Below are 13,941 nucleotides of genomic sequence, written 5' to 3'. Positions count from 1 at the left end.
GTTCTCGTGTCGTGCCGGTCGGCGGTGTCAGGATGCGGCGGTGAACCGTCCGACATACCGCCGCTGCCACGGCGTCTCGACGGCGTGCCGGTGATAGTGCTGCCGCACGTACGCGACGGCGTCCCGCGCAGGCACCCCGTCGAGCACGGCGATGCAGGCGAGGGCGGTGCCCGTCCGGCCGCGGCCGCCTCCGCACGCCACCTCCACCCGCTCGGATGCGGCACGGCGCCACACCTCGCCCAGCGCATCCAGGGTGTCGCGGCGGTCCCGGGGCAGTGCGAAATCCGGCCACCGGACCCACCGTGAGTCCCACTGCACCGGCGGCGGCGTGCGCCCCAGCAGGTACACGGCGAAATCGGGCAGGGGGCCGTCGGGGAGCGGTCGTCGCAGCCCCCGGCCGCGGACGAGACGCCCGGACGGCAGGCGGAGGATTCCGGGAGCGTCGGCATCCCAGGTGTCGATCATGGTCGTCACCCTATGCGGTAGTTGCACCGTGGCTCTACTGCGGCGGGACGGGGCCGATTTAGCGCAGTGGGGCATGTGCGTTCAGCAGCCAGGCTCCGCCTTTCGCGGTCTGCCCGATGGGGTAGGTGCGCGTTCCGTCAGCGCGGGTGCATGCGGCCAGCCCGGTGAGGACTTCACCGTGGGTGCACCACAACGTGCCGTCGAGGTCGATGGTGTCCAGCGCGGCGCACAGTTCGTCGGGAGCCGCGTCCGGGGCGAGCAGCGGATGCTCGTGGATGGGCAGGCGGTAGCCGGCGGCCAAGGGGGCGAGGGTGTCGAGGCACCGGGTGGTCGGGCTGCAGTACAGGACGCGCAACTCGACTCCGGTCAGCGTGGCGACGAGGCCGGCGGCCTGGTCCCGTCCGAGGGCGCTGAGGGGCCGGTCGGCGTCGGGCCCGCTCCAGTCTTGCTTTCCTATCGCATGGGCGTGCCGGAGCAGGACGAACATCCCGGGCCTCCCTCGACGAGAGCGTGCGTGTGCGGGTCAGCATAGGCGCCGGGGCATCGAGGTGTGACGCTCTTGGCGTGCTCTCAGTATCCGATGGCTTCACGGACGAGAACGACGGTCCCGCGGCCCGGGACCAGTTCGCGTCCGTTGATCAGGATCTTCGAGATGGTGCTGCGGACTCCGTAGACATGTTGGGCGCGCACGTCTTCCCTGGGATAGGAATAGGTTTCGATGCGACGCAGAGCGGTCGCCAGGTCGGGCACCACCTTCTGGGCTCCGACCACCCACACCGCCAGGTCGGCACCGGATGCGTAAGGGGCGAGTTGGCTGCCGCTCGCGGACGCGGTGACGAGCCTTCCGTCCTCGGTGACCGCGTGCACGCTCCCGATCACGACGTCGGGTGCCGAGCGGGTGACGCGTACGTCGTCGTGGCGTGCGCTCATGTCCCAGTCGGATTGCTCGGCGCGCAGGCTGCGAAACCTTCCGGACGAGTTGATGGTGTCGTCGAGGCCGGAGTGTCTGAGTGTCTCGCTGGTCGTGGTGAAGATGGTCTTGTCGGTCGGGAGCAGGTCGGTCACGAGGGTGTGCGCGGCGTCGATGGTGTCGGCGATGTGCGCGGTGAATCCGTTGCGCCGCAGACTTTCCGCTGCCCTCTCCACTCGGTCGGGGTCTGCGGGCACCGCGAACGATTCGTCCACAGCGAGTTCGACAATGGGATTTTCGGTCATGATGCGAATCCTCTCGATATCGGCTTGCGGCTGCGAGCACCCCGCACCCTTCTGCGGCCGGCACAGTGGTCACAATTCTCCCGCGCTCGATCGCGCAGCCGTCGCCGAACAGCCGATGTGATCGGCAGCGCCGCGTCATCAGCCGGCGGCTCGTCCGTTCGGCGTCGGAATGCGCGATGATGAGATCGATCGCGGCACCGATCCAGGATGAGCACGCGGGAGCAGGAGTGACCGGTGAAAGCAGTCGTGTATACCGAGTTCGGACCGCCGGAGGTTCTCGGTGTCCGTGAAGTTGCGCGACCGACACCGAAGCCGGACGAGGTTGTGGTGCGCGTGCACGCGACGACGGTGACGCGGGCCGAGACCCTCATGCGCAGGGGGGCGCCCCGTTGGGGACGTGTCGTCCTCGGCGTCACTCGGCCGCGGAAGAATCGGCGGATTCTCGGGCTCGAATTCTCCGGGGAGATCGAAGCGACGGGCGCGGATGTACGCCGGTTCGCCACCGGCGACCAGGTTTTCGGATTCGCCGGATTTCACCTGGGTGCGTGTGCCGAATACGTCTGCTTGCCCGAGTCCGCGTCGCTCGAGCGGAAGCCCGCCGGCATCGGCTTCGCGGAGGCGGCCGCCGCGGTCGACGGCCCCTCGACGGCGCTCTACTTCCTTCGCGACAAGGCACACGTCCGTAGCGGCCGGCACGTTGTGGTCATCGGCGCCTCCGGGAGCATCGGAACCGCCGCTGTGCAACTGGCCAAACACCTCGGTGCCGAGGTGACCGCCGTGTGCGGCTCCCGTAACGCCGATCTGGTCACGGACCTGGGCGCCGATCACGTCGTCGACTACCGCACGGAAGACTTCACCGTCCGTCACGAGACGTACGACGTCATCTTCGACACCGTCACCGCGACCTCGTTCGCGCGATGCCGACGGGCGCTCACCCCGCGCGGCTGTTACCTCCCCACGACCGGCCTGATCAACTGGCCGCTCGGTGCGTGGACTGCGCTGCGCGGCGGACGAACCGTGCGGCCGGGGATGTCGGTCGAGAAGAAGAAGGCCCTCGCCTACGTGAAGGAACTGATCGAATCCGAGCGGTTCCGCGTCGTCGTCGACCGCAATTTCCCGATGGATCGGATCGTCGATGCACATCGGTACGTCGAACTGGGCCACAAGGTCGGCAACGTGACCGTCACCGTCAGCGGTTGACCGATCACGCCGATCCGATTGCGATCGGCGCGCACATCGCGGCGCGCGCTCCCCACAAATCTTCGACCGCCGGTCGGAGTTCGCCGCCCGGCCACCTCTCACCGGCGGCGATCACCGACACCACCGATGCCGGCGTTGACCGTGGAGATGTTCGCGATTCATGTCGACTCCCTCGGGTTCGGTTGCTCGTCGTGACGGTTCTCCGTCGAAGTGAGCGCGACGAGGGCGGTGAGCACCGTGGTGACCGCGGTTCGCGGGACGCCGGGCAGCAGCGCGGCGCCGATGTCTCGGGTCGCCCGGGGATCGTCGAGGCGAATCTGCGCGCAGCCGGGTGGGGGAGTGTCGGCGGCGGGCATGATGCCGACGCCCAAGCCGGAGGCCACCAGGCCGGACACGGTCCGCAGGTCCTCGCCTTCGAATGCGATCGTGGGGAGGGCGCCGGCCCGTGCGAACAGGTCGTCGACGGATCCGCGAAGGCCGTAGCCCGGCTTGAGCGTGATGATCGGTTCGGATGCGAGGTCACGGATCGTCGTCGATGTCGCCCCGGCCCGCGGGTGCTCGGAGGGCACCAGGACGACGAGTGGCTGTTCGAACAGCGGCGTGACCGTCAGTCCGTCCGGTGGTGGGTCGAGACGAGAGACGAGGGCGATGTCGGCCTGTCCGTTGACGAGGGTGTTCAGGCACGTGCGCCGTGCGCCCTGGCTGAGGACGAAACGGATCGCCGGATCCTCTGCGCGGACGATCCGAATCAACTCGGGCACGAGGTGCTCGCCGAGCGAAGTCTGAAAGGCGATGCGAACGGTTGCCCGCGTCCTGCGATCCTGGGTCCGGACGGCGTCGAGGCCGTCCACCACTGCCTCGAGTGCGCGTTGCGCGTACGGCACCAGTGTCCGGCCTGCATCCGTCAACCGGACGCCGCGCCCGGCCGGTTCCAGGAGTGGTGTGCCGAGTTGCTTCTCCAGCCGGCGGACAATCCGGCTGACCGTGGGCTGGGGCATTCCGAGCATCGCGGCGGCAACGGTCACGTGTTCGACCTCGCCGAGGGCGACGAGGACGGGAAGGTGCGGCAGCAGCGCCTTGACCGTCTCGCTATTCATGACTCAACTGTATGAGCCGTGTGCTGAAAGTGCATTGGATTCATCGGTTGCGTCGTCCTACCGTCGACTGCATGTCCGCCACGCATTTCACCGAGAAGGACACCGACGAGCCGGTCGCCTCGCGAGTCGTACCGCAGGAGCCGGGTCGGGACCGGAGACTCTCGGCGGCCCTGTGGTGTGCGGGCCTGGCGACGTTCGCGTTGATGTATGCGCCGCAAGGGCTCCTCACGCAGATCGGGCAGGACGCGTCCGTCAGCGCCGCACAGGCTTCGCTCCTGGTCTCGGCGGCCACCCTCGGGCTGGCGCTGTCGGTGCTGCCGTGGGCCCGGTTCTCGGATCGAGTCGGACGCCCCACCGCGATGCGGTATGCGGCGGCAACTGCCGGGCTTCTCGCCGTGGCCGTCCCCTGGCTTCCCACGTTCGAGGCCCTGGTGGCGGGACGTTTCGTACAGGGCGTCGCACTCGGTGGGCTGCCCGCGCTGGCGATGACGCTGCTCCACGAGGTCGCCGCCCCGGCGCGGACCGCGGTGCTGGCCGGTTCCTACGTCGCTGCAACATCTCTGGGTGGGCTGGGTGGCCGGCTTCTGGTCGTCCCGGTGGCCGATCACCTCGGGTGGCGTCCGGCGCTGGCGATTCTCGGTGTGGTCCTGGCGATTCTGATGGCGGTCCTGATGGTGGTGTTACCCCCAGGGCAGGGGCGGCGCCCCTCCGTCCCGTCCGGTGGCGGTCTCGCCGTTCATCTGCGGGACGTCCGGCTGCTGGCACTGTTCGGCATCGGTGCGCTGCTCGTCGGCGGCATGGTCGCGGTGTTCAACTATCTGCCCTTCCGGCTCGAGGCCGCCCCCTACCAGCTCGCGCCGACGGTGGTGTCGCTGATCTTCCTCGCGTACCTGGCGGGCACGGTGGGCTCCCGCGCCGCCGGCCGGCTGGTGGGCCGCTTCGGCCACCGAACCGTGCTCGTGCTGGCCTGCACGTCCATGGCGGGTGGGACGGTGCTGAGCCTCGACGGGTCGCTGATCCTGATCCTGCTCGGCCTGGCCGCCGTGACCGCCGGACTGTTCGTCGGCCACGCCGTCGCATCCGGCATGGTCGGCGCCCACGCGATTACGGGTCGCGCACAGGCGACGGCGCTGTACAACGTCTCCTACTACGCCGGATCCAGCCTCTTCGGCTGGGTCGGAGGTATCGCCTGGGCGAGCGGACACTGGGCCGGAGTGGCCGCGCTCGTCCTGGTCCTGACGACCCTGGCCCTCGTCCTCGCGCTTCTCCCGAAGACGAATCCGCCGCGCTGACTCACTCACGTACGCCCGGGGCCATCGTCCGAGGGCAGACCTGTTGTAATGGGGACGAGAGACTAGGGGGAGGGCGCATGATGACTGACGTATTCCTACTCGGTGCCGTGCTGTCCGGCGGCATCGGTGTCCTGGGATTGGCCGTCGCACTGTTCGGGGGAGCGGAACCGAACCCGCTGTGTGCGTGCGCCTTCGACGGGCGAACCGACATCTGTGACGACCGCCGGTCCTGACCGGACACGTGAACATCGGGTGGCCAACCGATGTCGGGTACGTCGATCGAGAGGTGGACAGCGCGTCTGTTCGCGATCTGTGCGACCGCACCGATGATTTTCCGCGGATCCGGGAGTCCTACCCGGCAGACGATGTGGCCGAGTGAAGGAGAGAGCCGTGGACGATGTCTGGTCGATGGTGCATGCGGAGCGTGCCGCGCTGATCGACGACCTCGTCGATCTCGACGCCGAGCGGTGGAAGGAGCCGTCGCTCTGCGGGGAGTGGACCGTCCACGACGTGGTCGCTCACCTGGTCGACACGGCCCGGACCACACGCCTCGGTTTCGTGGTCGGCCTCGCCCGGGCGCGGTTCGACTTCGACCGCCTGAACGCTCGCGGCGTGGAACGCGAACGCGGCGCCTCGCCCCAGGAGACGCTGGAGCGGCTTCGCCGGGTGGCGTTGCGCACGTCGACACCCCCCGCTCCCCTCGACAGCAGGCTCGTCGAGGAGGTCGTCCACGGTGAGGACATCCGTCGACCGCTCGGCCTCACCCGTTCCTACCCGCCGGAGGCCGTCGTCCGATCGCTCCGCCTGCAGACGCGCACGCCGGCGTCTTTCGGCGGCGCCAAGGAACTCGTTGCCCGTGTGCGGCTGACGGCCGCGGACGCCGACATCTCGATCGGCGACGGTCCGGACGTGCGCGGCACCGCCCTGTCCCTCCTTCTGGCCGTCTCCGGCCGGAGGGTGGCGCTGCACGACCTCGACGGACCGGGAGTCGGCACGCTGGCGGTGGCGCTCTGAGATCGTCCCGTTCGGGCCGGTGGCCACGGCCCTGGTGCGTCGTCATTCGAAGCTCACCTCGGTTCCCCTCAGCGTCGGCGCGCCGACGAGTGTCGTCCAACTCGGCACGTCTTCCGGTGCCATGCCCCCGGCCTCGCCGTAGACGACGTCCAGGGTGTCCTGTTCCATCGTCGAACCCGCATAGCTCGCGGGCGTGACCTGGGAGCCGTACCCCGGGACCTGGTCGGGGACACCGGCAGGCGCCGGAAAGTATTCGATGGCCGACGGTCCGGGGTTCCGCGTGGGAACCTGGTAGGCCCCGTCGTTGAACGATCCGCCCGGGTACTGCGGGAAGTTCCCGCCCGGTGCGGTGACGTCGTCGTAGCAAGCCGGTCCGCGGTTGTCGAGCAGGCGCGGCTCGTCCTGGTTGGGCACGTAGCGGCCTTTCGGATTGACGAACTGCACGGTGCCCCGCCCGCCGGGATATGGATCGTCCAACGCGAGCAACTCGAGGGCGATCGGCGCCGCCCGCACGAACGCCGCCAACGTGCACCCGAAGCTCGGCGAGTAGCGGCCGAGGAGCTGCAGTGCCTCACGCGAATCGGCGGCAATCGTCACGATGCTCCGGGCATTCGCCTGCAGAAGGTCCGCGGTGGACGCACTCGTCCCGGTGACCGTCGCGAGCAGTGTGGAAATCTGACCCTGCTTCTCCACCACGGTGTTTCCGGTGGTCCGCAGGCTGTCGAGGGCGTTGACCAGGTCGGGCGCCGCCTCGGAGTACGTCTGCGAGAAGTCGGCCAGACCGCGCAGATCCTCCTGGATGGCGGGAAGTTCGGTGTTCAGTCCCCCGAAGATCTCCTCCAGCCGGTCGAGGGTGGGGCCGAGTTCGGCGCCGCGGCCGCTCAGCCCCTGCGACAGCGCGCCCAGTGTGTTCGCCAGGTCCTGCGGCGGGATCGCCTGCAGGAGCGGCAGCAGGCCGTCCAGAACCTCGCCGACCTCGACGGCGTTGCCGCTCTTGTCCTGGCGCAGCGTGTCACCGGCCTGGATCGGCGGAGCCGTGTCGCCCTCCGGAACGATCAGCGACACATAGCGTTCACCGAACAGCGTCTTGGGCAGCAGCCGCGCGGTCGCGTTGGACGGGATCAGCGGTGCCTTGTCCGGCTGGATCGCGAGAGCGAGCGTGACCTCGCCCTCCTGGGACGACGCCGACCGCACCTCGCCGACGATGAGACCCCGCACCTTCACGTCCGCGTCCGGTGCCAGTGAGTTTCCGGCGCTGTCGGTGACGAGGTCGATCTCGACGACCTCGGTGAACGTCTTGTCGAACAGTGCGAACGAGATTGCCAGGAACAGTGCGAGGACGACGAAGAACACCAACCCCAGTACCCGTCGGCCCACGACGGATGCCGTGTCGCTCATTCGACCACCTTCACGATCGCCGTCGGTGGTGGTCGCCGCGACCGCGTCGGCGTGCGCCAACCTCCGGGTCCATCGTGCCCCGCACGGGGCGGGTGCGGTGCCGCATCGGCTCGAGCGCCGACAAATTCGCAGTCAACCTCGGCCTCGGCGGTGCCCTCCCACCGTTTTGCCGCCCGTGCGCTGGTATCGGAGCGATACCCTTGAGCGGGGAGATTCGGCGGAAGGACACAATGTGGGGCACCAACGACCCGTCGCCGCACCGGGCGTAGCCGCCGTGTGATCGGCCGGGGCTGCACTCCGAGTTACCGATGTACGAGCCGACCGACCTGGTCGAATCAGCAGAACGGACCCGCACAGCGCTCGCCACGGTCGTGGCACGCTTTTCGGACGCGTGGGGGTCCGGGTCCCCGCCTGACCTGTCGGTCTTCCTTCCCCGCGAACCGGCAGAACGGCGGTCGACACTGATCGAACTGATCAAGATCGACCTCGAGTACCGCTGGCTTCGCTACGACTTCCCCAAACGACTGACCGAGTACCGAGCGGAATTCGCGGAGCTGCAGGACGGACCGCTTCCCGCAGAACTGGTCTACGAGGAATTTCACGCTCGGCGCCGCGGTACACCCGACGCCGATGCGGCCACCATGGCGGCCGAGGCTGCCACCATGGCGGGCGGCCGGCGACCCGAAGAGTTCACGGACGACTACTGCAGCACGATGATCGCTCGACCGCGGGCACAAGTTGTTCTCGGCAACATCGACGTCGGCGACCGTGTCGACGACTTCGACCTGCTGATGAGGATCGGGTCCGGCGCCTTCGCCCAGGTGTATCTCGCGCGGCAACAATCGATGCAACGACTCGTCGCGGTCAAGATTTCCCACAACCACGGCATCGAGCCGCAGACCCTCGCCCAGCTGGATCACGACTACATCGTGCGCATCTACGACCAGCGACTGATCGCCGACGGTGAGTTGAAGTTGCTGTACATGCAGTATCTACCTGGGGGAACGCTGCTCGACGTGGTGCATCTACTGCGCTCGACGCCGACGGAACACCGGAGCGGGCAACTGCTGCTCGATGCCGTCGACGGGGTCCTCGCCGCCAAGGGCGAGGTGCGGCCCACCGAATCCGCTGTTCGAACACGGATCGCCTCCTTGACGTGGCCGGAGACCGTCGCCTGGCTGGGCCGCCGGCTCGCCGACGCGCTTCGGCACGCCTCCGAGCGCGGGGTGCTGCATCGAGACATCAAACCGGCGAACGTACTGCTGAGCGCCGAGGGGATCCCGAAGCTGGCCGACTTCAACGTCAGCTCCAGCCAGCGCATCAAGGGCACCAGCCCGCTGGCGTATTTCGGTGGCTCACTGGCCTATATGTCGCCCGAACAGCTCGAAGCCTGCCACCCGGGCTCACCGACCACCGCCGCCGACCTCGACACCCGGAGCGACGTCTACGCGCTCGCGGTCATGCTGTGGGAGTTGCTCACCGGACGTCGACCGTTCGCGGACGAAACGACGGCCGGTGAGTCGGAGACGTCGCTGGCCCGCATGCTCGCATTGCGCCGCAGGCCCGTGGCCGCGCAGTTCCTGTCGGAGCTTCCGCCGGACTGCCCCATGGCCCTGCGCCGGGTACTCCTGAAATGCTTGTCGCCCGATCGCGAAGACCGCTACCCGAGTGGCTCGGAATTGGCCCAGCAGTTCGACTTGTGCCTCGAGAAGAGGTCCCGGGACCTGGTCTATCCGCCCCCGGACAGTTGGCGGGCACGACTGTCGCGATCACCCACCCCCATCCTGTGGTCGTCGTCGCTCGTCGGCATCGGACTGGCGACGATCTACCTGGCCGTGCACATGCAGGAACTTCTCAACGAGCGACTGTCCGACGCCACGTACTCGAAGCTCTACACGAGCACCGTCGTCTTCAACCTCATCGCCTGGCCGCTGGCCGTCCTCATCTACGCCTACATGTCCCGCGATCTGCTCGCGGTTCCCCGCGGCCTGCGTAAGGGCAGACGCTACGACGAGGCCGACCTGGCACGGGTGCGGTCGCGAACCCTGTTCTGGGGCGATCTGTGTGCGCTCAACACTTTCGTATTCGCGGTCTGCGCATCCGTGGCGGGGGTGATGTTTCTTCGCTGGTTCACCGAGCTGTCGTCGCGGCTGATGGTCCATGCGGCGACGACAGTCCTGGTGGCAGGCACCATCTCCGTTGCGTACACGTTCTTCCTGTCGACGTTCTACGTCGTCCGCTGCGTCTATCCCATCTATCTGCGACACGGCCGCACGACAGCGCACGACGCCGACGTTCTCGGCGGGCTGCGCCGAAGAACGACGGTGTATCTGGCGGTGACGGCGTCGGTGCCGCTCGTCGGTGTACTGGCCGGATTCAGCACCCTCGAACCCGAGGAACTACCACTGGTGCGCGATTCGGTCCTGGGGTTGTGCGCGGCGTCGGGGCTCGCGTTCGTCGCCGTGTACTGGCTGTACAGGAAACTGGACGCCGACGTCCGTGCACTGGAGCGGGTGGTCTGACTCAACCGAGAATTCCGATGCGGGCCACGGTCGACGGGTGCGATCAGGTCCGCATGCGCGCAGACTGGAACCAGGAGGTCATCATGCGATTGTTACGGGGCCTGCTCGATGTGGTGCTGGGAATCCTCACGGCCGTACTCGGCACGGTGCTGGGGATCGTCGCGGCCGTGGTGTGGCTCGTCGGCGGGATCCTGTGCGTGACGATCCTCCTGATTCCCCTGGGCCTGCCCGTCATGAAGCTCGCCCGGCGACTGTTCACCCTCGCCGGCAAGCTGATGCATCTTCCCTGACGGTGTTTCGCCTGCCTGCGTGGGATGGCGGTCGCCGCTGCGCAGGGTGAAGAAGATGAACGGGGCCTCCCGGCTGAGCTGCTCGAAGAGTTCCGGGGAGCGATCGCGCACGGCGGCACCCGGGCGCGGCTCCGAGACACGTTCGACGGTGAACCCCGCCGCGGTGAACGCGTCGAACATGGCGTGCAACGGTCGGTGCCAGAATCTCATGGGGAAGGTCTCACCGGACTTCACCCATTCCTCGGTGAACTCGAACGTTCCGAGGTAGTCGTCCTGGCCGGACGGTCTGAAGTCCACGAACGGGTGATGCGTCGAGATCACGACGCACCCGCCCGGCGCGAGTACCCGTCGAAACTCGGACAACGGTCCCGACCAATCGTGGAGGTAGTGCATCACCAGCGACGCCACGACGACGTCGAACGTCGACGACGGGATGGGCAACTGCTGCTCGAGATCTGCCTGGATCAACGGGACGTCGGGTCCCAGGCGGTTTCGGGCGATCGCGAGCAGGTTCGTGCTGACATCGACGCCGGTGACCGTGGCGCCCGCGGCGACGAGCGCCTGCGACAGCACACCGCTGCCGCAGCCCGCATCCAGCACCCTCCGCCCGGCGACGTCGCCGACCAGCGCCAACGTCGCAGGTCGCTCGTACAACGTGTTGTACACGTTGTCCTCGATGTCGGCGTCGTACGCCGACGCGTACCTGTCGTAGTCGTTGAATGTCGCCACGATCCGATCATGGCGCATCGGACTGGCCGCCGGGTCCCGGCGTGGTCCTGCCGCTGCACGGCGGGGTGTCGAAACTCGGGTGTCGATGGTTCAGCTGACTCGGATGAGTTTCTTGTTCACGAATTCGTCGATCCCGTATTTGCCGAGTTCGCGACCGAAACCGGAGCGTTTGACGCCGCCGAACGGCAGCTCGACTCCTTCGGCGCCAACGGCATTGACGAACACCATGCCCGCGTCCAGCGAGTCGGCTACGCGGTCGGCCTGATCGGGGTCGGTGGTGAAGACGTAGGAACCGAGACCGAACGGTGTGTCGTTGGCCAGTTCGACGGCCTCGGCCTCGGAGCCTGCCTTGTAGACGGTCGCCACCGGCCCGAACAGTTCCTCCCGGTACGTGCGCGAATCCGGTGACACATTCGTCAGCACAGCGGGTGGGAAGAAGGCTCCCTGCCGTTCACCCTCGGACGCAATGGTGGCTCCCTCGGCGATCGCCTGCTGCACCTGCTCGGACAGCCGGTCGGCGGCGGCGACCGACGACAGCGGCGCGAGTCCCTCTGCAGATGCGAGCACCTCCGCAGTGAATTTTCCGACGAAATCGTCGTACAGGTCCTCGGCGATGATGAATCGCTTCGCGGCGTTGCAGGCCTGCCCGGTGTTCTCGAAACGACCTTCCACTGCCGCCTTGACGGTGGCGTCGAGGTCGTCGGAACTGAGCACGATGAACGGATCGGAACCGCCGAGTTCCAGCACCACCTTCTTGAGGTTGCGTCCGGCGATCTCGGCGACCGCCGCACCCGCACGCTCGGACCCGGTCAGCGACACACCCTGGACCCGCGGGTCGGCGATCGCGTCGGCGATCTGCTCGTTGGTGGCGTAGACGTTGGCGTAGGCGCCCTCCGGATATCCGGCGTCGCTGAAGATCTGGTGCAGCGCCGCCGCCGACTCGGGGCACTGCGGTGCATGTTTGAGCACGATCGTGTTGCCCAGCGCCAGATTCGGACCCGCGAACCGGGCCACCTGATAGTAGGGGTAGTTCCACGGCATGATGCCGATCAGCACACCGATCGAGCGTCGCCGGATCAGCGCGCTGCCGGAGCCTTCGACCAGGTCGATGGGCTCGTCGGCGAGGAACTTCTCGGCGTTGTCGGCGTAGTACCGGTAGATCGCGGCGCTGAAGTCCACTTCCCCCAGCGACTGATCGAGTGGCTTGCCCATCTCCCGCTGGATGATCGTGGCCAGCTCGTCGCGGCGTTCGGTGTGCAACTCGGCCACTCTCGTGAGCAGCGCAGCGCGCTCGGGAATCGTCGAGCGCCGCGACCACTCACGGTGCGCCTTCTCCGCCGCGGACAACGCCGCCTGCACCTCCTCGTCGGTGGCGGTCGGGTATTCGCGCACCGTCTGCCCGGTGGCCGGATCCACTACTGCGTACAAGCTCATGTCGCGTCTCCTCGGAAGGGTCGGATACCCCAGTATTGCGCGCGACGACGTGCTGCGGTGGGTAGTCACGGCACCACTCCAGAACGCCTCGATGCCCCGATCGTGTCGACCCCACGCCCACCGAGGGGCCGATCGCCATCGAGGACGCGTCCCACTTCCTGTCGACGATCGAACGGAAGAAGGATTCGGCGCCGTGGCGCACGCATCGGTTCGCCAGGTGCCGGGATCCAGGGTATGACGGTGCGGCAGCGTCGCGAGCGTCCCTTCAGCGAATAACCGGTTCGGTCAACGCTGTCGGCGATTGATGGCGCATAGACTGGGGCAATGACACTCTCGTCAGCGCCTGTCGCCCCGTTCGGACGCGTACTGACCGCGATGGCTACGGCGTTCACGGTGGAGGGCGACATCGATGAGGAGGCGACTGCTCGGATCGCCCTGCACCTGGTGGACCACGGACACGACGGACTCGTCGTCTCCGGCACAACCGGTGAGGCGGCCACGACTACCACCGCCGAGGACGGTCGGATACTGCGCGCGGTCAAGGACGCGGTAGGCGACCGCGCCCAGATCATTGCCGGAGTGGGCACGAACGACACCCGCCACACGCTGGAATTGGCGCGCCAGGCCGTCGCGCAGGGTGCCGACGGGCTGCTGCTGGTAACGCCGTACTACAACAAACCGAGTCAAGGCGGGATACTGCACCACTTTCGCTGCGTAGCGGATGCCGTCGATGCCCCTGTCATGCTCTACGACATTCCCGGCCGGGCCGGCACCAAGCTGGCACCCTCGACATTCGAGGCAATGGCGGACTGGCCGTCCGTGGTCGCGGTGAAAGATGCAGCCGGAGACCCCACCCAAGCGATCATGCTGCGCGAATTGGGGTACGCGGTCTACTCGGGAGACGACAGCCTCACCTTGGGTTTCCTCGCATACGGGGCATGCGGGGTCGTCTCTGTTCTCGGTCACGTGGCGGGCGACGAGATCCGTGCCATGATCGAGGCCTTCTTCTCCGGGGACGTCGAAACCGCGCGGAAGATCAATGCCCGCCTGCAGCCGGCTCTGCGTGCGGTCATGGGTGTCCCCAATTACGGTGCGACGACGGTCAAAGGGGCGCTGCAGTTGCTCGCTGTCCTGCAGAACAGAACCGTGAGGTCCCCGCTCCTTGCTCTCGACGACGACGAGTACGAAGCGCTCCGGACGGGGTTGTCGGCTTCCCAGTTGCTGCGCTGACCGGGCCGAAGGTGCACTCGGATCTGTCGACGGGACCTTACCGCCCGAATGGCGT

General features: G+C 67.6%; 13 protein-coding genes and 2 pseudogenes. 7 read left to right on the top strand and 8 right to left on the bottom strand.

What is annotated here, in order from left to right:
* Window positions 1–27: 27 nt before the first annotated feature.
* From ACFTZB_RS13615 to ACFTZB_RS13605, 3 genes are all read right to left on the bottom strand, one after another.
* Window positions 28–465, bottom strand: a complete 438-nt coding sequence (locus ACFTZB_RS13615) for a protein-tyrosine phosphatase family protein (protein ID WP_378432211.1) — start codon at window positions 463–465, stop codon at window positions 28–30.
* A 58-nt stretch (window positions 466–523) separates the two neighbouring features.
* A complete protein-coding gene (locus ACFTZB_RS13610) occupies window positions 524–952 on the bottom strand; it encodes a SixA phosphatase family protein (RefSeq protein WP_378432210.1) in 429 nt (142 codons plus the stop codon).
* Between the two features lie 83 nt (window positions 953–1,035).
* Window positions 1,036–1,680, bottom strand: coding sequence for an LUD domain-containing protein (locus tag ACFTZB_RS13605; protein ID WP_378432208.1), 645 nt, complete (start codon window positions 1,678–1,680; stop codon window positions 1,036–1,038).
* 234 nt (window positions 1,681–1,914) lie between these two features.
* On the opposite strand from ACFTZB_RS13605, the gene ACFTZB_RS13600 reads away from it, so the two are divergent.
* A complete protein-coding gene (locus ACFTZB_RS13600; protein WP_378432206.1) occupies window positions 1,915–2,880 on the top strand; it encodes an NAD(P)-dependent alcohol dehydrogenase in 966 nt (321 codons plus the stop codon).
* A gap of 13 nt (window positions 2,881–2,893) precedes the next feature.
* Here ACFTZB_RS13600 and ACFTZB_RS13595 read toward each other — a convergent pair.
* A pseudogene (locus ACFTZB_RS13595) lies at window positions 2,894–3,016 on the bottom strand (2-phosphosulfolactate phosphatase); the annotation flags it as partial.
* Between the two features lie 22 nt (window positions 3,017–3,038).
* Window positions 3,039–3,977, bottom strand: coding sequence for a LysR family transcriptional regulator (locus tag ACFTZB_RS13590; protein ID WP_378432204.1), 939 nt, complete (start codon window positions 3,975–3,977; stop codon window positions 3,039–3,041).
* Between the two features lie 11 nt (window positions 3,978–3,988).
* Between ACFTZB_RS13590 and ACFTZB_RS13585 the strand changes: the two genes are divergently transcribed.
* From ACFTZB_RS13585 to ACFTZB_RS13575, 3 genes are all read left to right on the top strand, one after another.
* Entirely contained in the window at window positions 3,989–5,269 is a 1,281-nt protein-coding gene (locus ACFTZB_RS13585) for an MFS transporter (protein ID WP_378432202.1), read from the top strand.
* Between the two features lie 77 nt (window positions 5,270–5,346).
* Complete coding sequence (locus tag ACFTZB_RS13580; RefSeq protein ID WP_378432200.1) at window positions 5,347–5,502, top strand: hypothetical protein; 156 nt, start codon at window positions 5,347–5,349, stop codon at window positions 5,500–5,502.
* 157 nt (window positions 5,503–5,659) lie between these two features.
* A complete protein-coding gene (locus tag ACFTZB_RS13575; RefSeq protein WP_378432198.1) occupies window positions 5,660–6,283 on the top strand; it encodes a maleylpyruvate isomerase family mycothiol-dependent enzyme in 624 nt (207 codons plus the stop codon).
* Window positions 6,284–6,325: 42 nt separating this feature from the next.
* Here ACFTZB_RS13575 and ACFTZB_RS13570 read toward each other — a convergent pair whose 3' ends face one another.
* Window positions 6,326–7,681 (bottom strand): MCE family protein, encoded by a 1,356-nt coding sequence (locus ACFTZB_RS13570; protein ID WP_378432196.1) that lies wholly within the window; start codon window positions 7,679–7,681, stop codon window positions 6,326–6,328.
* Between the two features lie 308 nt (window positions 7,682–7,989).
* Here ACFTZB_RS13570 and ACFTZB_RS13565 point away from each other — a divergent pair, with 308 nt between their 5' ends.
* Together ACFTZB_RS13565 and ACFTZB_RS13560 are read left to right on the top strand one after the other, a co-directional pair.
* Entirely contained in the window at window positions 7,990–10,203 is a 2,214-nt protein-coding gene (locus tag ACFTZB_RS13565) for a serine/threonine-protein kinase (RefSeq protein ID WP_378432194.1), read from the top strand.
* Window positions 10,204–10,286: 83 nt separating this feature from the next.
* On the top strand, window positions 10,287–10,493 hold the full coding sequence (locus tag ACFTZB_RS13560; protein ID WP_378432212.1) for a hypothetical protein: 207 nt from the start codon (window positions 10,287–10,289) through the stop codon (window positions 10,491–10,493).
* A 153-nt stretch (window positions 10,494–10,646) separates the two neighbouring features.
* Here the strand turns inward: ACFTZB_RS13560 and ACFTZB_RS13555 are convergent.
* A pseudogene (locus ACFTZB_RS13555) lies at window positions 10,647–11,240 on the bottom strand (class I SAM-dependent methyltransferase); the annotation flags it as partial.
* Window positions 11,241–11,312: 72 nt separating this feature from the next.
* A complete protein-coding gene (locus tag ACFTZB_RS13550) occupies window positions 11,313–12,656 on the bottom strand; it encodes an NAD-dependent succinate-semialdehyde dehydrogenase (RefSeq protein ID WP_378432192.1) in 1,344 nt (447 codons plus the stop codon).
* A 324-nt stretch (window positions 12,657–12,980) separates the two neighbouring features.
* Between ACFTZB_RS13550 and dapA the strand changes: the two genes are divergently transcribed.
* Window positions 12,981–13,886, top strand: a complete 906-nt coding sequence (gene dapA / locus ACFTZB_RS13545; protein ID WP_378432190.1) for a 4-hydroxy-tetrahydrodipicolinate synthase — start codon at window positions 12,981–12,983, stop codon at window positions 13,884–13,886.
* Window positions 13,887–13,941 lie beyond the last annotated feature (55 nt).

Origin of the sequence: Rhodococcus sp. NPDC057014 (genome assembly GCF_042673295.1) — a bacterium.
In the GTDB taxonomy this organism is placed as follows: domain Bacteria; phylum Actinomycetota; class Actinomycetes; order Mycobacteriales; family Mycobacteriaceae; genus Rhodococcus_F.
Note: the sequence above shows the minus strand (reverse complement) of the source record. Positions and strands in the feature narration are given on the sequence as shown.